Below are 17379 nucleotides of genomic sequence, written 5' to 3' on the forward strand. Positions count from 1 at the left end.
GGCCAGCGCCCGCGCGGGGCCCGGCAACAGGCTGCACAGCATACGCCGCACCCCCGCACGCGCGGTGACCGGGATGGGTCAGAAAGGTTGCAAATTGCGCCACGGAGTTGCAGACTCCACGCATGCCCGACCGCCCTGACCCCGCGCCGCCACCGCCCGCACCCACCGCACTCCTCGCTACACCCACTGCCGCCACGCCCATGGCGTTTGTGCAGGCCATCGTGCAGGCCTACGCAGCGCGCGGAATGGACGCGGCGCAGGTGCTGGCGCTGGCACAAATCCCGCCAGAGCAGGTTGGCAACTCTGCGGGCCGCATCACGGCGCAGCAGATGGAGATGCTGTCCGCCGCTGCGATGCGCGAGCTGGACGACGAAGCCCTGGGCTGGTTCAGCCGCCGCCTGCCCTGGGGCAGCTACGGCCTGCTGGCGCGCGCCTCGCTGAGTGCACCCACACTGGGCCTGGCGCTGGCGCGCTGGTGCCGCCACCACGCGCTGCTGACGGACGACATCACGCTGCACCTACACGCCGAGGGCGAGCAGGCCACGCTCACCATCGCCGAGCAGCGCGACCTGGGCACGCTGCGCGAGTTCTGCCTGGTTTCCACGCTGCGCAACGCGCTCGGGCTGGCCAGCTGGTTCATCGACTCGCGCCTGCCGGTGCTGGCGGCCGAGTTCCCCTTCGCGCCACCGCCCCATGCGCAGGCCTATGGCGTGCTCTTCAGCGGCCCGACGCGCTTTCAGGCACCGCGCGCGGCGGTGCATTTCGATGCGCGCTACCTCGCGCTGCCGATCACGCGCGACGAGGCGGCCATGCGCCAGATGCTGCAGCACGCGCTGCCCCTCACCGTGCGCCAGTACCGCCGCGACCGGCTGCTGGTGCAGCGCGTGCGCCAGGTGCTGGCCGCCCTGCCCGACGCGACCCACAGCGCACACACGCTGGCCGAGCAGCTGCACGTCTCGGCGCGCACGCTGCACCGCCAGCTCAAGGAGGAAGGCGCGTCGCTGCAGTCGCTGAAAGACGAGGTGCGCCGCAGCCGCGCGATCGAGCTGCTGCACCGCAGCGACCGCCCCATCAAGCAGGTGGCGCAGGCCACGGGCTTTGCCAGCGAGAAGAGCTTCATCCGCGCGTTTCGCGGCTGGACAGGCCAGTCGCCCGCGGAGTTCCGCCGCGGCGCGCGCTCCGTAGCGGTATAGACGCTCATTTATTAGTAGCTGCTAGCGCTTACCCAGCAATCGCTAGAGCCCAATTTGGCTTAAACCGCAACGCGCATGGCCTGCAGCAGCGCGGGCAGTTCTGCCATATCGGCCATGACCTGCACGGCGCCAGCGGCGCGCAGCGCCTCGGCAGAGCCATGGCCCACGGGCGACGGGCTGTAGCCCAGCACCGTGGCGCCCGCGGCCACGCCGGCCGTGACGCCCGTCACCGTGTCTTCCACCACCAGGCAGCGCAGGGGCGGCACGCCCAAGGCTGCGGCCGCTGCCAGGTACACGTCGGGTGCAGGCTTGGTGGCGGGCATCTCGTGGCCGCTGAAAACGCGTCCCGCGAACAGCGGCGCCAGGCCCACCTGCGCCAGTTGCATCTCCACCTTCTGCCGGTCGGCGCCGGAGGCACAGGCGATGCGCCCGTGCAGCAGCCCGTGCACGGCGCGCACGGCTTGGGGCGCGTTGGGGATGGCTACCAGCTCGGCCTGCAGGCGTGCGTTGCGGCGCGCGTAGAACTCGGCCATCCACGCGTCGGTGAGCGGGCGGCCGGTCTCGGCCTCGATGCGCGCAGCCTCGCTGCGCACGGTCTTGCCGATGAACAGGCGCATGCACTCCTCGGGCGCCAGCAGCCAGCCGGCTTCATTGAGCATCTCGCACAGCACGCCGTTGGTAATGGGCTCGCTGTCCACCAGCACGCCGTCGCAATCGAACAATATCGCTTCAAATGTCATAGGTCAGCATGATCGCAGGCGCGGGCTGCCCGGCCTCGTACAGGGTGGCCGCGCACTGCGCGTCGTAGCTCACCACGCGGTCGCGGCCCAGCTGTTTGGCGCGGTACAGCGCGGCGTCTGCCTGCTGGAACAGGGGCTGGGCCGCGTCCACGCCGGCGCGCGTTTCGGTGCCTGCGGACACGACGTCGGCCGGACGCAGGTGGGCCAGGCCCATGCTTGCGGTGACGGTGAATCCGCCCGGGTTGGCGCGGTGCTCCAGCGACAGGGCGCGCAGCACCTCCTGCAGGCGGTGCGCCACGGCCAGGGCGGCATCGGCGTCCGCGCCCGGCAGCAGCACGGCGAATTCCTCGCCCCCATAGCGCGCCAGCAGGTCACCCGGCCGCCCCAAGGCCGACGCCAGCGCCGACGCTACGCGCTGCAGGCAGCGGTCGCCCGCCACGTGGCCGTAATAGTCGTTGTAGGCCTTGAAATGGTCCACGTCGATCATCAGCAGCGCCAGCGACGAACCCTCGCGCAGCGCCTGGCTCCAGGCGCGCGCCACGGCCTCGTCCAGCGCCAAGCGGTTGGCCACCTGGGTGAGCGGGTCCATGCGCACCTGCGACTCCAGCGCGTTGCGGTAACGCGCGAGTTCGTCCTCGGTGTGCTTGCGGTCGGTGATGTCCTGCACGGTGCCGGTCATGAGCAGCGGCTCGCCGTTGCCGGCGGAGTCGCCGTACTCGCCCCACACCTCGATCCAGCGCACCTGGCCGTCGCCGTTGCGTTGGATGCGGTACTGGGTGCGCAGCGGAATGCGCTCGCTCATGGCACGGCCGTGGATCTCCAGGGTCTGCGCGCGCTCGTCGGGGTGCAGCATCCCCACCCACTGGCGCAGCGTCATGCGCCCGTCGGATGGCAGGCCGAAGATGGCGCTGGCCATGCGCGACATGATGAATGCCTCGCTCTGCCCCTCATAGACGAAGTAGCCCACCGAGGCCGCCTTCTGCGCATTGTCCAGCCAGCGCAGGTTGCGCTCCAGCTCCGCCTTCAACGCCCGTTCGCGCCGCCAGGCCCGCCCCTGCCACAGCACCACGACGCAGCCCAGCGACAGCAGCCCCAGGCTGACGAACAGGCTCAGGGCCAGCCATTCGCGCCGCTGGGCAGCGGTGAAGGCGTCGGCCACGTCCACCTTGGACACCAGCAGCCAGGGCGAGTCCGGCACCGCGCTGGCCACCGCCAGCACCGGCTGGTTGCGATAGTCGCTGCCGTAGAAGGCGCCCCGCACGCCCGCGACGGCCAGCACCATGGGATCGCGGCTGCCCGGCTCCGCCGGAAGGCGCAGCGCCAGTGGTTCATCGCTGCGATGGCGCAAGGGGCTGAGGAACAAGGCCGTGTCGTCCTGCCGCTCCACCAGCACCGATTCGGCGGTGCGGCTGCTGGTGGGCCAGGTCTCCAGCAATGGGTAGAGCGTGGTGCGCGCATCCATCACCAGCCAGATGGCCCCCAGCGACGCGGTTCCGTCGTACAGCGGCGCCAGCAATCCGAAGAACGGAAAGGCGAAGGCCGGGTCGCGGCGCAGCTCGACAACGCCGGGCTCGGCCCGCGCCAGCGCGCCCTCCAGCGCGCGCATCTCGGGTGGCTGCAGCGTGCCCGTGGCCGGCCCGCCGGCATCCAGGATCAGCCGGCCCTGCGGATCGACGAAATAGGCAGCGGTATAGCGCACATGCTCGACCAGGATGCGCAACCGCTCACGCACCGCCTGTTCGGCGTCAGGCGCCGCCGTTGCGCGCCAGCGGGCCACCGCCTGTGCCAGAAGGCGGTCGTCGGTGAGTGCCGCCGCCTCCTGCAAGCGCCGGCGCCGCCAGTCCGTCACCCCCCGCACCTGCATGTGGTTCACGGCCTGCAGGCCGCCTTCGATCTGGTGGCGGTAGCGTTGCTCACGCGCCTGGTAGATGGCATGCACCCCCCAGCCAATCGCCGCAAACAGCAGGGCGACAAGCAACCCGAGCGCCCACCACGCGCGGGCAGGCGCCGGTAGGCGGAGCGAGGCCACAGGCGAAGTCATAGGTGAAAACGGCGCGGGTTGAACCCCCAGGGGACGATAGGAATAGCCAATGTGCCCCTACTATGTCACAGTCTGTAGCATTCGAGCACCGGGGCCACAGGCCCCCCATCCCTGATGGTGTAGCCCATGCCTGCGCAGCCTCCCACTTCCCTCACCCGCCGTGCCTGCCTGGCCCAGGCCCTCGCGCTGTGCGCCGCGCCGGCCGCCGCACAGGTCTCACCGCGTGCCGCGGAACGCTCCGTGGTGATCAACCTCTCCCTGGAGCCCGACAGCCTGGACCCCACCATGGCCGCCGCCGCCGCCGTGGGCGAGGTGACGCACTACAACGTGCTGGAGGGGCTGACGCAGATCACGGAAAACGGCGCGGTACAGCCACTGCTGGCCGAGTCCTGGAACACCGACCCGAACGGCCTCGCCTGCACCTTCCGGCTGCGCCAGGGGGTGCGCTTTCACGACGGCAGCGCGCTCAACGCGGCGGCCGTGCGTTTCAGCTTCGAGCGTGCCGTCGCGCCCGGCTCCACCAACAAGTCCCGCAAGGCGCTCTTCGACAACATCGCCACGGTGGTCACGCCCGATGCGCACACCGTCACGCTCACGCTGCACCACCCCGATCCGCACCTGCTCTTCCGCCTGGGCGAGGGGCCGGCCGTGATCCTGCACCCGGACACGGCCGCACAGGCGGCCAGCGCCCCGGTGGGCACGGGCCCCTACCGCGTACAGCGCTGGGAGCGCGGCCAGCGCATCACGCTGGTCAAGGCCGAGTCCCACCGCCACGCAGCCCAGGTGCGCATGGAGCGTGCCGTGTACCGCTTTCTGCACGACCTGGAGGCGCAGGACAACGCCCTGCGCGCGGGCGAGATCGACGTGCTGTTCAACTTCGCCACGCAGACGGTGCGGCGCTTTCAGGACAACAGCCATTACCAGGTGTTGATCGGGGCCTCCGGCGGCAAGGGGATGCTGGCGTTGAACCACCGCAGCAAACCCCTGGACGACGTGCGCGTGCGCCGCGCCATCACCCACGCCATCGATCGCGAGGGCTTTATCCGCACTGCGCTGGATGGGCGCGGCGTGGTGATCGGCAGCCACTTCAGTCCCACCGACGCAGGCTACGTGCACCTGGCCAGCCTGCACCCCTACGACCCCGCCCGCGCACGCGCCCTGCTGAAACAGGCCGGGGTGCAAACGCCGCTGCGGCTGGAACTGGCCCTGCCGCCCGCACCGTACGCACACGTGGGCGGGCCATTGATCGCCCGCGACCTGGCCCAGGTGGGCATAGAGGCCAACATCCAGCAGCTGAGCTGGCAGCAGTGGCTGCAGGGCCCGTTCAAGGGCCAGTTCGACATGACTCTCATCAATCATGTGGAGCCGCTGGACTACCGCATCTACACCGATCCGGGCTACTACTTCGGCTACGACAGCCCGGCCTTTCGCGCCCTGGTGGAGCGCCACGCCAGCGCCACCAACGCGCGCGAGCGCCAGATGCTGTTCTCCCAGATGCAGCGGCACTTGGCGCAGGATGCCGTCAACGCCTGGATCTTTGCGCCGCAAATCGGCACCGTGGTACGCAAGGGCCTGCGCGGCACCTGGATGAATTACCCCATCTTTGCGCACCAGATCGCCGCCATGTGGTGGGAATGACGGCTGAATTACTACAAATTCAATAGCCTCTCGCGCTCACCAGCAAAGGCCTCTGGCGCGACAACACCAGGACCGCAGCCCTGGCGTCACTTCAGGTCGCCATCCACGTAATACCAGCGCCCCTGCTCGTACACGAAGCGGCTGCGTTCATGCAGGCGCACGGCACGCCCGCCCACGCGGTAGCGGGCGACGAACTCGACCTCGGCGCTGTGCTCGCCGGTCTGCGCCCCGGCGCGCACCTCCAGGCCCAGCCACTTGGCACCGGGTTCGAAGTCGAGTTGCGCCGGGCGGGTGCTGGCGTGCCAGGTGGCCAGCAAATAGGCGGCGTTCTCGCGCACGAAGGCGCTGTAGCGCGAGCGCATGAGCGCCTCGGCGCTGGGCGCGGGCTCGGCGTCGAAATGCTCCACGTAGCGGCCGCAGCAGTCGGCATAGGCCAGCGGCCGGCGCCGGTGGGTGGCGCCGCAGGGGCAGATCGGCAAGGTCATGCGGCGATTATTGAACGTAGACTGCCCCCCTCACGTTGCAGATGGGGAGCCTTGCATGTGGTCTATGGGTGTTCCGTGGTGGGAATTCGTGCTGCGCGGCGTGGTGGTGTATGTCTTTTTGCTGGTGTTTCTGCGCCTGACGGGCAAGCGCCAGACGGGGCAGTACGCACCGTTCGATCTGGTGTTGCTCCTGATCCTCTCGAACGCGGTGCAGAACTCGATGAACGCGGGTGACAACTCGCTCATCGGCGGGCTGATCTCGGCCTCCACATTGATCCTGTGCCATGTGGCGCTGGCGCAGCTCACGTTCCGCATGCGGTGGCTGGAACGCCTGATCGACGGCCACGCTCAGGTGGTCGTGCAGGACGGACAGGTGGACGAGGCGCTGTTGCGGCGCGAGCTGATCTCTCCCAGCGACCTCGCTGCCGCGCTGCGCATGGGCGGCTGCCTGCACACCCACGAGGTGGAGCGCGCCACGCTGGAGACCAACGGCACCATCACCGTGGTGCTCAAGAAGCGCTGACGCTTTTACATCAAAATGGCCTGTCGCGCCCGTCTGGCGGGCGCGAGAAGCTATTCAATCAATAGCACCATCACGCCAGCGCACGCTGGATGATGATCTTCTGCACGTCGCTCGTGCCTTCGTAGATCTGGCACACGCGCACGTCGCGGTAGATGCGCTCCACCGGGAAGTCGTTCACCACACCATAGCCGCCCAGTGTCTGGATGGCGGCACTGCACACGCGCTCGGCCATCTCGCTGGCGAAGAGCTTGGCCATGGCAGCTTCCTTCAGGCAGGGGCGTCCCGCATCGCGCAGCGCGGCGGCGTGCCAGATGAGCTGGCGCGCGGCCTCGATCTGCGTGGCGCAGTCGGCCAGGCGAAAGCCCACGGCCTGGTGGTTGAAGATGGGCTGGCCGAAGCTCTCGCGCTCTTTCGAGTACGCCAGCGCCGCATCAAACGCGCTGCGCGCCATGCCCACGCTTTGCGCGGCGATACCGATGCGGCCACCTTCGAGCGCGCCCAGCGCGATCTTGTAGCCCTCGCCCTCCGCGCCAATGAGGTTCTCGGCCGGGATGCGGCAGTGGTCGAAGTTGATCTGCGCCGTGTCGCTGCTGTGTTGGCCCAGCTTGTCCTCCAGGCGCGCGACCACGTAGCCGGGCGTATTCGTGGGCACCAGGAACGCGCTCATGCCTTTCTTGCCCGCGCCCTTGTCGGTCACGGCAATCACGATGGCCACATGCCCATTTTTGCCGCTGGTGATGAACTGTTTGACGCCGTTGATGACGTACTCGTTGCCTTCTTTGACGGCCGTCGTGCGCAAGGCCGAAGCGTCGGAGCCCACATGCGGCTCGGTCAGGCAGAACGCGCCCAGCATCTCGCCGCGCGCCAGGGGCGTGAGCCAGTCGCGCTGCTGCTGTGCGTTGCCGTAGCGCATGAGGATGGCGTTGACCGGGCAGTTGGTCACGCTGATCGCGGTGCTCGTGCCACCGTCGCCGGCGGCGATTTCCTCCAGCACCAGGGCCAGCGTCAGGTAGTCCAGGCCCGCACCGCCCAGCTCCTCGGGCACGCAGATGCCGTAAGCGCCCAGTGCGGCCAGGCCCTGGTGCGCCTCGCGTGGAAAGTGGTGTTCCTTGTCCCAGCGCGCGGCATTCGGCCACAGCTCCTGCTGGGCGAAGTCGCGCACGGCGTCGCGGATCATTTCCTGGTCTTGGGTCAGCAGCATCGTGTCTCCGTAGGGTTCAGTGGTTCTTGAAGTGGCGCGTTGCGCGGGGCTTACCAGTGCGTGGCGCGCCGGCCGTCGTGGTGCAGCAGGCGTGCGCGGTCCGCGGGTGTGACCTGCGCCAGCACCGCGCGCATGCCGCGCACGCTGTCGGCCACGGTGAGCGGAGCGGCCTCGCCGCCCATGTCGGTCTGCACCCAGCCGGGGTCGATGGTGACGAGCGTCGCGGCCGGGTAATCGTGCTGCGCCGCTGCCACGGCCATGTTCAGCGCCGCCTTGCTGGTGCGGTACAGCCAGGCGTTGCTGTCCGGCACGCCGCCGATCAGCGACATGGACGAGGACACGAAGGCAAACACGCCGCCCGCGGCCTCCACCAGCGGCGCCACCTGCGGAATGACCTGCATGGCGCCCAGCACGTTGGTGTGCATGACGGCGTCGAAGTCCTCGCGCGTGGGCGGGGTGCGCGCACCGGGGCGGCGCATCACGCCTGCGACATACAACGCCAGGTCGGGCTTTTCGCCGTCCAGCATCCAGGCCAGTCCGCTTACGCTGGCGGGCTGGGCCACGTCCACGGTGAGGGCCTGCGCGCCCAGCGCCTGCACGCGCGCGCGGCCGGCTTCGTCACGCACCGTGGCCAGCACGCGCCAGCCGTCGGCCGCGTACTGGCGCACCAGCTCCAGACCGATGCCGCGCGACGCTCCAATCACTAGGACTGTGGACATAAGTGATAAGCCAAATAGGCCGCAAGCGCTTATTCAGCAAGCGCTAGCAGCTATAAAAAAAAAGAGCGCCACTGCGTGTGCAGGGGCGCCCATGGCTGGCGGGTCAGACCAGTTCGATGGCCATGGCCGTGCCTTCGCCGCCGCCGATGCACAGCGTGGCCAGGCCCTTCTTCTTGCCATGGCGCTGCAGCGCGTGGATCAATGTGACGATGATGCGCGCGCCGCTGGCGCCGATGGGGTGGCCCAGAGCGCAAGCGCCGCCATGCACGTTGACCTTGTCGTGCGGCACGTTCAGCTCGGCCATCAGCGCCATGGGCACGACGGCGAAGGCCTCGTTCACCTCCCACAGGTCCACGTCCTGCACCGTCCAGCCGGCCTTCTTCAGGGCCTTCTGGGTTGCACCCACGGGGGCGGTGGTGAACCACTCGGGCGCCTGCGAATGGGTGGCGTGCGCCACGATCTTGGCCAGGGGCTTGCAGCCCAGTTGCTGGGCGGTGGACTGGCGCATCAGCACCAGGGCGGCGGCGCCGTCGTTGATGCTGGAGCTGGAGGCGGCGGTGATGGTGCCGTCCTTCTTGAACGCGGGCTTGAGGCCGGCGATCTTGTCCAGCTTGGCCTTGGCCGGGCCTTCGTCGATGCTCACCGTCACATCGCCCTTGCGGGTCTTGACCGTGACGGGTGTGATCTCGGTCGCGAAGGCGCCGCTTTGCGTCGCCTGCTGCGCGCGCTTGACGCTTTCGATGGCAAAGGCGTCCTGCTGCTCGCGCGTGAAGCTGTACTTGGCGGCGCAGTCCTCACCGAAGGTGCCCATGGAGCGGCCAGCCTCGTAGGCGTCTTCCAGGCCGTCGAGCATCATGTGGTCGTACACCTTGTCATGGCCCATGCGGTAGCCGCCGCGCCCCTTCTTGAGCAGGTAGGGGGCGTTGGTCATGCTCTCCATGCCGCCGGAGACCATCACGTCACGGCTGCCGGCGATCAGCTGGTCATGGGCCAGGATGGTGGCCTCCATGCCCGCGCCGCACATCTTGGACAGCGTCACCGCGCCGGTGCTCTGCGGCAACCCACCCTTGAAGCCCGCCTGGCGCGCAGGCGCCTGGCCCTGGCCGGCCATCAAACAGTTGCCGAACAGCACTTCGTCCACCTTCTCGGGGGCAATGCCGGCACGCTCGACGGCGGCCTTGATGGCGGCGCCGCCCAAGTCATGCGCCGCGAGGTCGGCAAAGTCGCTCATGAAAGCGCCCATGGGCGTGCGCGCGGCGCTGACGATGACGACGGGGTCGTGGTGTTGGCTCATGTGGAATCTCCTTGGGTTTGAAATGAAGAAGGGCTTGCGCAGCGAAAGCGCCGCGCGCTGTCATAGGGAAACACGTCGTACACGTGGCCGGCCTGGATGCGTTCCTTGTGCGACTGCCAGAACTCCACGTCCAGCAGGTCGGCGTGGTGGCGCATGAACGCCTCGCGCACGGCGTCGTTACCCAGCAGGAACGGGCCGAAGGTCTCGGGGAACACATCGTGCGGCCCCACGGGCCACCAGACCTCGCCAGACACTTCGTCCTCCTCACAACGCGGCGGCGGCACGCGGCGGAAGTTGCAGTCGGTGAGGTACTCAATCTCGTCATAGTCGTAGAACACGACCTTGCCATTGCGGGTGATGCCGAAGTTCTTCCAGAGCATGTCCCCGGGGAAGATGTTGGCCGCGACCATGTCCTTGATGGCGTTGCCGTATTCGGTGACGGCATGCTCCAGCGCGCTGCGTGCCTCGGGCTTGTCCAGCCCGGTATCGAAGCATTCCTGCAGGTGGATGTTCAGCGGGATCATGCGCCGCTCGATGTACAGATGCGCAATGATGACCTCCTGGCGGCCATCGCCGTCGCGGTCGCTGATCTCCATCTGGCTCGGCGCATGCCTTCGGATCTCCTCGATGAGCTCGTCGGAGAAACGCTCACGCGGGAAGGCAACCAGGCTGTACTCCAGCGTGTCGGCCATCCGCCCCACGCGGTCGTGCTGCTTAACCAGCAGGTACTTGCCCTGCACCTGTTCACGCGTGGTGTCCTTCGGTGCTGGGAACTGATCCTTGATGAGCTTGAAGACGTAGGGAAAGCTCGGCAGGTCGAACACCAGCATCACCATGCCCTTGATGCCGGGGGCGATGCGGAATTTGTCGGTGGAATAACGCAGGTGGTGCAGGAAATCGCGGTAGAACAGCGTTTTACCTTGCTTGGCCAAGCCCAGCGCGGTGTAGAGCTCGGCACGGGGCTTGCGCGGCATGAGGCTGCGCAAGAACTGCACGTAGGCACTGGGGATCTCCATGTCCACCATGAAGTAGGCCCGCGCAAAGGAGAACAGCATCTGCAGGTCGTTCTCGCCGAACAGCACCGCGTCGATCAGCAGGCGACCATCCTCACCATGCAGGATGGGCAACGCAAACGGCAGTTCGTTGTAGCCGTTGATGACCTTGCCGACCAGGTACGCACCCTTGTTGCGAAAGAACAGGCTGGACAGCACCTGGACCTGAAAGTTGGTGCGCAGCTTGACCGCGCCCAGGCGCTGCTGCAGGGCCTGCACCACGTAGCCCGCATCGCGCGGCAGGTCCTCGAAGTCCCGCTGCAGCGCGCAGTGCTCGACGATGCGCACGACGGTTTCGTGCAGGTTGTCGCGCGACGGGTAGTAGGCGCGATAGGTGGGCCGCGCCCCTGGGTCGTCGCTTTCGATGTACTCCGTGCTCACCGCGGGTCGCACGAAGATGAAGTCGTTGTGGAAGTGCGTGCGGTGCAGGATCTTGGTGGTGACCGAATTGAAGAAGGTCTCGGCCAGCTCGGGCTGCAGGTGGTTCACCATGAGCCCGATGTAGTGCAGCTTGACCTGGTGCCACACGTCCATGGGCAGGGCGCCGGCGTTGAACTCCTTGTCGAGCCGGCGCACGCATTCGCGCACGCGCAGGTCGTAGAACTCGATGCGCTCGCGCTGCGCGCGCTGCTGCCCATGCCAGTCGGCCGTCTCGAAGCGGTGCTTGGCGCGCGCAGACTCGGCGCGAAACAGGCGGTAGTGGCGGTTGAAGCCATCCATCATCGCCTTGGCGATGTCGTAGGCCTGCGGGGCATCAAGTCGCTCGGGAAACATGACCGTGCCTGCAGAACCGCGCGCAGTGCGGTGCGCCCTATTGGCGCACGCGGCTGGCCACCAGGGCCACCGCTTGGCGGTGCGCCTCGCCGAGCCCCGCCACGTCAGGTACAGACATCTGCAGATTGGTGATCAAGCCGTTGTTCAGGCTGTAGCACCATCCGTGCAACTGCACCTTCTGGCCACGCGCCCAGGCATCCTGCATCACCGTGGAGTGGGCGATGTTCATCACCTGCTCGATCGCGTTGAGTTCGCACAGCGCGTCGTGGCGCCATTGCACGTCCATGCCTTCAAGCAGGGCGGCGTGCTTGTCGCGCACGTCCTTCACATGGCGGATCCAGTTGTCCGCCAAACCAATGCGTGCGTCCTGCAGCGCCGCCAATACGCCACCGCAGCCGTAGTGGCCCACGACCATCAGGTGCTCGACCTTGAGCTGATCGACCGCGTACTGGATGGTCGACAGGCAGTTGAGGTCGGTGGGCACGACCACGTTGGCGATGTTGCGGTGGACGAACACCTCGCCCGGCTCCAGCCCCGTGATCTGGTTGGCCGGTACGCGGCTGTCGGAGCAACCGATCCACATGTAGCGCGGTTTCTGCTGCGCCAGCAAGCCGGTGAAGAAACCTGGCCGGTCACGCTCCATCCGTTCCGCCCACTCGCGGTTGTGGGCAAACAGCTCGTCGATGGAGGCGGTGGTCATAAAGGCAATCCTTTTCTTCTTGCTGTGAATGAATGAGCGGCGTCGGCGCAGGCCATCAGCAGGTTTCGGCAAACAGCTCCCGGCCGATCAGCATGCGGCGGATCTCGCTGGTACCGGCGCCGATTTCGTAGAGTTTCGCATCCCGCCACAGGCGACCTAGCGGGTATTCGTTGATATAGCCGTTGCCACCGTAGATCTGCACACCTTCGCCGGCCATCCAAGTGGCTTTCTCGGCGCACCAGAGGATGACGCTGGCGCAATCCTTGCGCACCTGGCGCACGTGGTCGGAACCCAGCATGTCCAGGTTCTTGGCCACCGTGTAGGCGAACGAGCGGCCCGCCTGGAGCACGGTGTACATGTCGGCCACCTTGCCCTGGATGAGCTGGAACTCGCCAATGCTCTGGCCGAACTGCTTGCGGTCGTGGATGTAGGGCACCACGTTGTCCATCACGCTCTGCATGATGCCCAGCGGCCCACCCGTCAGTACGGCGCGCTCGTAGTCCAGGCCGCTCATCAGCACCTTGGCACCGTTGTTCACGCCGCCCAGCACGTTCTCAGCCGGTACCTCGACGTTCTGGAACACCAGTTCCCCCGTATGACTGCCGCGCATGCCGAGCTTGTCGAGCTTCTGCGCAACGCTGAAGCCTTGCATGCCTTTTTCGATAAGGAAGGCGGTCACGCCGCGCGCACCCAGTTCAGGCTCGGTCTTGGCGTACACCACCAGCGTGTCGGCATCCGGACCATTGGTGATCCACATCTTGGAACCGTTGAGCAGGTAGTAGCCGCCCTTGTCCTCCGCACGCAGCTTCATGCTGATCACGTCGGAGCCGGCACCGGGCTCGCTCATGGCGAGGGCGCCAACGTGCTCCCCGCTGATCAGCTTGGGCAGGTATTTCTTACGCTGTGCTTCGTTGCCATTGCGGTTGATCTGGTTCACGCACAGGTTGCTGTGCGCGCCGTAGCTCAAACCCACCGATGCGCTGGCGCGAGAAATCTCCTCCATGGCCACCATGTGCGCGAGGTAGCCCATGTCGGCACCACCGTATTGCTCCGGCACGGTGATACCCAACACGCCCAGATCACCGAACTTGCGCCACAGGTCCATGGGAAACTGGTCGTTGCGATCGATCTCGGCAGCGCGAGGCGCAATCTCGGCTTGCGCGAATTCGCGCACCGCGTCGCGCAGGGCGTCAATGTCTTCGCCCAACTGAAAGTTCAGGCCTGGCAACTGGGTGGCGGTGCTCATGGGTGTCTCCTCGGAAGATGATCTCTCACGGGTCGTTGGCTCGATATGTCCCCACTGCGATACGCCCAAGACGACGACGCTACAGGCCGGACAAAGCCAGGGCGCGCAAATATGACGTTTACGTAAACGTCAATTATCCACGACTTTGGGCGTTGGGGCTTCAATTTTTTGAAGCAGTTCCTGAGCCTCACGCTCATGCTCCCGCACCTCGTCCAGATTGGCTTGCAAGTCCGTCATCTGGGACTCCAACTGCCTACGATGAACCGCAAGAACCTCTAGGAACTTGCGCAGTTGCACCCCCGTGTCACGAGGGCTGTCGTAGAGGTCGATGATTTCTTTGGCTTCAGTGAGCGATAGACCCAGGCGCTTTGCCCGCAGTGTCAATTTGAGCCGTGTGCGATCGCGTGCGCTGTAAATCCGATTCCGCCCCCCTGGACCTGCCCGTTCCGGACGCAGCAAGCCCATGTCCTCGTAGAACCGCATAGCGCGAGTGGTGAGATCGAATTCTTTGGCAAGATCACTGATGGTGTAGGTAGCCATGCATTGCAGACCGGGAGGCTGCTCCAATGTAGCGTGTTAGTTGACGTGAACGTCAATGCTACAGCAGATACATCCCCGTCAACACATCAAGCGGCTGCAGATCTACAGGGGAGTTGTTGAATGCTGTGCGCCAGCTGATGTTGACCGCTCAAGCCCAAAAGCAAAACGCCCTCCCACTGTTTTAGTGGGAGGGCGGTTTGGGCTGTAAGAGCCTGACGATGACCTACTTTCACACGGGAACCCGCACTATCATCGGCGCGAAGTCGTTTCACTGTCCTGTTCGGGATGGGAAGGAGTGGTACCAACTTGCTATGGTCATCAGGCATAAAGGGTTGCTGAGCAGTGAGGACTGCACAGCGAATTCATAGAGTCTGTGAATCAGCGTGGATTTGATTGCGTACTTGGCATAACAGTCTTGAACTGCGATTGGCAGTCAAAGTTATAGGGTCAAGCCGCACGGGCAATTAGTACTGGTTAACTTAATGCATTGCTGCACTTCCACACCCAGCCTATCAACGTCGTGGTCTACAACGACCCTTCAGGGGGCTCAAGGCCCCGGCAGATCTCATCTTGAAACGAGTTTCCCGCTTAGATGCTTTCAGCGGTTATCTCTTCCACACTTAGCTACTCGGCAATGCCACTGGCGTGACAACCGATACACCAGAGGTGTGTCCACTCCGGTCCTCTCGTACTAGGAGCAGGCTTCCTCAAATCTGCAGCGCCCACGGAAGATAGGGACCAAACTGTCTCACGACGTTTTAAACCCAGCTCACGTACCTCTTTAAATGGCGAACAGCCATACCCTTGGGACCGACTACAGCCCCAGGATGAGATGAGCCGACATCGAGGTGCCAAACACCGCCGTCGATATGAACTCTTGGGCGGTATCAGCCTGTTATCCCCAGAGTACCTTTTATCCGTTGAGCGATGGCCCTTCCATACAGAACCACCGGATCACTATGTCCTGCTTTCGCATCTGCTCGACTTGTCAGTCTCGCAGTTAAGCACGCTTATGCCATTGCACTATCGTCACGATGTCCGACCGTAACTAGCGTACCTTCGAACTCCTCCGTTACGCTTTGGGAGGAGACCGCCCCAGTCAAACTGCCTACCATGCACTGTCCCCGATCCAGCTAATGGACCTAGGTTAGAACCTCAAACGCACCAGGGTGGTATTTCAACGTTGGCTCCATGAGATCTAGCGACCTCACTTCAAAGCCTCCCACCTATCCTACACAGATCCGTTCAAAGTCCAATACAAAGCTACAGTAAAGGTTCATGGGGTCTTTCCGTCTTTCCGCGGGGAGATTGCATCATCACAAACATTTCAACTTCGCTGAGTCTCAGGAGGAGACAGTGTGGCCATCGTTACGCCATTCGTGCAGGTCGGAACTTACCCGACAAGGAATTTCGCTACCTTAGGACCGTTATAGTTACGGCCGCCGTTTACTGGGACTTCAATCAAGAGCTTGCACCCCATCATTTAATCTTCCAGCACCGGGCAGGCGTCACACCCTATACGTCCACTTTCGTGTTTGCAGAGTGCTGTGTTTTTATTAAACAGTCGCAGCCACCGATTTTTTGCAACCGCTTTGGGCTCCCTTTGTACAAGTTCACCTACTTGCGGCATACCTTCTCCCGAAGTTACGGTATCAATTTGCCGAGTTCCTTCTCCTGAGTTCTCTCAAGCGCCTTAGAATACTCATCTCGCGCACCAGTGTCGGTTTGCGGTACGGTCGTCAATAGCTGAAGCTTAGTGGCTTTTCCTGGAAGCAGGGTATCACTCACTTCGTCTGCAAGCAGACTCGTTATCACCCCTCATCTAAGCCCGGCGGATTTGCCTACCAGGCACGACTACAGGCTTGAACCAACATATCCAACAGTTGGCTGAGCTAACCTTCTCCGTCCCCACATCGCACTATTGATCGGTACAGGAATATTGACCTGTTTCCCATCAGCTACGCATCTCTGCCTCGCCTTAGGGGCCGACTCACCCTACGCCGATGAACGTTGCGTAGGAAACCTTGCGCTTACGGCGAGCGGGCTTTTCACCCGCTTTAACGCTACTCATGTCAGCATTCGCACTTCTGATACCTCCAGCATCCGTTACCAGACACCTTCACAGGCTTACAGAACGCTCTCCTACCACGTGCAATAAATTGCACATCCGCAGCTTCGGTAACTGGCTTAGCCCCGTTACATCTTCCGCGCAGGACGACTCGATCAGTGAGCTATTACGCTTTCTTTAAATGATGGCTGCTTCTAAGCCAACATCCTGACTGTTTTAGCCTTCCCACTTCGTTTCCCACTTAGCCAATTTTAGGGACCTTAGCTGGCGGTCTGGGTTGTTTCCCTCTTGAGTCCGGACGTTAGCACCCGGTGCTCTGTCTCCCAAGCTGTACTCTGCAGTATTCGGAGTTTGCCTTGGTTTGGTAAGTCGCCATGACCCCCTAGCCAAAACAGTGCTCTACCCCCGCAGGTAATACTTGAGGCACTACCTAAATAGTTTTCGGAGAGAACCAGCTATTTCCAAGTTTGTTTAGCCTTTCACCCCTATCCACAGCTCATCCGCTAGTTTTGCAACACTAGTCGGTTCGGACCTCCAGTACCTGTTACGGCACCTTCATCCTGGCCATGGATAGATCACTTGGTTTCGGGTCTACACCCAGCGACTGAACGCCCTGTTCGGACTCGATTTCTCTACGCCTCCCCTATTCGGTTAAGCTCGCCACTGAATGTAAGTCGCTGACCCATTATACAAAAGGTACGCCGTCACCCCTAAGGGCTCCGACTTTTTGTAAGCATGCGGTTTCAGGATCTATTTCACTCCCCTCCCGGGGTTCTTTTCGCCTTTCCCTCACGGTACTGGTTCACTATCGGTCGATGATGAGTATTTAGCCTTGGAGGATGGTCCCCCCATGTTCAGACAGGGTTTCTCGTGCCCCGCCCTACTTTTCTCTAGCCCAGTACCACACGTCTGTTTTCGCATACGGGGCTATCACCCACTATGGCCGGCCTTTCCATGCCGCTTTGCTAACAGTCGCGCTATCACTAGAAGGCTCCTCCGATTTCGCTCGCCACTACTTTCGGAATCTCGGTTGATGTCTTTTCCTCGAGCTACTGAGATGTTTCAGTTCACCCGGTTCGCCTCGCTGACCTATGTATTCAGTCAGCGATACCCTTGCGGGTAGGTTTCCCCATTCAGAAATCTCCGGATCAAAGCTTATTTGCCA

General features: G+C 64.1%; 13 protein-coding genes and 2 rRNA genes (1 of these 15 only partly in view). 3 read left to right on the forward strand and 12 right to left on the reverse strand.

Annotation, left to right across the window (positions count from 1 at the left end):
* The first annotated feature begins 122 nt into the window (after nt 1–122).
* The gene (locus tag BV908_RS16375) at nt 123–1193 is read left to right on the forward strand and encodes an AraC family transcriptional regulator (protein WP_103738672.1); all 1071 of its coding nucleotides are present in this window, start codon (nt 123–125) and stop codon (nt 1191–1193) included.
* Between the two features lie 59 nt (nt 1194–1252).
* Here BV908_RS16375 and BV908_RS16380 read toward each other — a convergent pair whose 3' ends face one another.
* Together BV908_RS16380 and BV908_RS16385 are read right to left on the reverse strand one after the other, a co-directional pair.
* Entirely contained in the window at nt 1253–1933 is a 681-nt protein-coding gene (locus BV908_RS16380) for an HAD family phosphatase (protein WP_103738673.1), read from the reverse strand.
* Nucleotides 1923–3962: a diguanylate cyclase gene (locus BV908_RS16385; RefSeq protein WP_246867530.1), complete on the reverse strand. Its 2040-nt coding sequence runs from the start codon at nt 3960–3962 to the stop codon at nt 1923–1925. The genes BV908_RS16380 and BV908_RS16385 overlap by 11 nt, the downstream gene beginning before the upstream one ends.
* 138 nt (nt 3963–4100) lie before the next feature.
* On the opposite strand from BV908_RS16385, the gene BV908_RS16390 reads away from it, so the two are divergent.
* Nucleotides 4101–5612, forward strand: a complete 1512-nt coding sequence (locus BV908_RS16390; RefSeq protein WP_103738675.1) for an ABC transporter substrate-binding protein — start codon at nt 4101–4103, stop codon at nt 5610–5612.
* An 86-nt stretch (nt 5613–5698) separates the two neighbouring features.
* Here the strand turns inward: BV908_RS16390 and BV908_RS16395 are convergent, their stop codons facing one another.
* Nucleotides 5699–6097: a YchJ family metal-binding protein gene (locus tag BV908_RS16395; protein WP_103738676.1), complete on the reverse strand. Its 399-nt coding sequence runs from the start codon at nt 6095–6097 to the stop codon at nt 5699–5701.
* 55 nt (nt 6098–6152) lie between these two features.
* On the opposite strand from BV908_RS16395, the gene BV908_RS16400 reads away from it, so the two are divergent.
* Nucleotides 6153–6620 carry a YetF domain-containing protein gene (locus BV908_RS16400; RefSeq protein ID WP_015914325.1) on the forward strand — a complete coding sequence of 156 codons (468 nt, stop codon included), beginning with the start codon at nt 6153–6155 and terminating at the stop codon, nt 6618–6620.
* Nucleotides 6621–6690: 70 nt separating this feature from the next.
* On the opposite strand, the gene BV908_RS16405 is transcribed toward BV908_RS16400, so the two are convergent.
* The 9 genes from BV908_RS16405 to BV908_RS16445 form a co-directional block, all read right to left on the reverse strand.
* Nucleotides 6691–7821, reverse strand: a complete 1131-nt coding sequence (locus BV908_RS16405) for an acyl-CoA dehydrogenase family protein (protein ID WP_011806864.1) — start codon at nt 7819–7821, stop codon at nt 6691–6693.
* 50 nt (nt 7822–7871) lie between these two features.
* A complete protein-coding gene (locus BV908_RS16410) occupies nt 7872–8540 on the reverse strand; it encodes an SDR family oxidoreductase (protein ID WP_015914327.1) in 669 nt (222 codons plus the stop codon).
* A 103-nt stretch (nt 8541–8643) separates the two neighbouring features.
* The gene (locus BV908_RS16415) at nt 8644–9834 is read right to left on the reverse strand and encodes an acetyl-CoA C-acyltransferase (protein WP_103738677.1); all 1191 of its coding nucleotides are present in this window, start codon (nt 9832–9834) and stop codon (nt 8644–8646) included.
* Nucleotides 9831–11660: a bifunctional isocitrate dehydrogenase kinase/phosphatase gene (aceK, locus tag BV908_RS16420; protein ID WP_103738678.1), complete on the reverse strand. Its 1830-nt coding sequence runs from the start codon at nt 11658–11660 to the stop codon at nt 9831–9833. Before aceK ends, BV908_RS16415 begins: the two co-directional genes overlap by 4 nt.
* A gap of 37 nt (nt 11661–11697) precedes the next feature.
* Nucleotides 11698–12360, reverse strand: a complete 663-nt coding sequence (can, locus tag BV908_RS16425; protein WP_015914330.1) for a carbonate dehydratase — start codon at nt 12358–12360, stop codon at nt 11698–11700.
* Between the two features lie 55 nt (nt 12361–12415).
* Complete coding sequence (locus BV908_RS16430) at nt 12416–13606, reverse strand: isovaleryl-CoA dehydrogenase (protein WP_088888287.1); 1191 nt, start codon at nt 13604–13606, stop codon at nt 12416–12418.
* Between the two features lie 129 nt (nt 13607–13735).
* Complete coding sequence (locus tag BV908_RS16435) at nt 13736–14146, reverse strand: MerR family DNA-binding transcriptional regulator (RefSeq protein WP_011806870.1); 411 nt, start codon at nt 14144–14146, stop codon at nt 13736–13738.
* Nucleotides 14147–14356: 210 nt separating this feature from the next.
* Nucleotides 14357–14469 (reverse strand): 5S ribosomal RNA (gene rrf / locus BV908_RS16440).
* Nucleotides 14470–14589: 120 nt separating this feature from the next.
* Nucleotides 14590–17379, reverse strand: a 23S ribosomal RNA gene (locus BV908_RS16445); it runs 86 nt beyond the window's last position.

This window comes from Diaphorobacter sp. LR2014-1 (assembly GCF_002916785.1).
Taxonomy (GTDB): Bacteria; Pseudomonadota; Gammaproteobacteria; order Burkholderiales; family Burkholderiaceae_C; genus Diaphorobacter; species Diaphorobacter nitroreducens.

Bases quoted from the DNA above. Each gene is read 5' to 3' on its own strand.
- aceK (WP_103738678.1), bottom strand. From the start codon at position 11,660: ATGTTTCCCGAGCGACTTGATGCCCCGCAGGCCTACGACATCGCCAAG.
- BV908_RS16405 (WP_011806864.1), bottom strand. From the start codon at position 7,821: ATGCTGCTGACCCAAGACCAGGAAATGATCCGCGACGCCGTGCGCGAC.
- BV908_RS16380 (WP_103738673.1), bottom strand. From the start codon at position 1,933: ATGACATTTGAAGCGATATTGTTCGATTGCGACGGCGTGCTGGTGGAC.
- BV908_RS16410 (WP_015914327.1), bottom strand. From the start codon at position 8,540: ATGTCCACAGTCCTAGTGATTGGAGCGTCGCGCGGCATCGGTCTGGAG.
- BV908_RS16390 (WP_103738675.1), top strand. From the start codon at position 4,101: ATGCCTGCGCAGCCTCCCACTTCCCTCACCCGCCGTGCCTGCCTGGCC.
- BV908_RS16430 (WP_088888287.1), bottom strand. From the start codon at position 13,606: ATGAGCACCGCCACCCAGTTGCCAGGCCTGAACTTTCAGTTGGGCGAA.
- can (WP_015914330.1), bottom strand. From the start codon at position 12,360: ATGACCACCGCCTCCATCGACGAGCTGTTTGCCCACAACCGCGAGTGG.
- BV908_RS16375 (WP_103738672.1), top strand. From the start codon at position 123: ATGCCCGACCGCCCTGACCCCGCGCCGCCACCGCCCGCACCCACCGCA.
- BV908_RS16395 (WP_103738676.1), bottom strand. From the start codon at position 6,097: ATGACCTTGCCGATCTGCCCCTGCGGCGCCACCCACCGGCGCCGGCCG.
- BV908_RS16435 (WP_011806870.1), bottom strand. From the start codon at position 14,146: ATGGCTACCTACACCATCAGTGATCTTGCCAAAGAATTCGATCTCACC.
- BV908_RS16400 (WP_015914325.1), top strand. From the start codon at position 6,153: ATGTGGTCTATGGGTGTTCCGTGGTGGGAATTCGTGCTGCGCGGCGTG.
- BV908_RS16415 (WP_103738677.1), bottom strand. From the start codon at position 9,834: ATGAGCCAACACCACGACCCCGTCGTCATCGTCAGCGCCGCGCGCACG.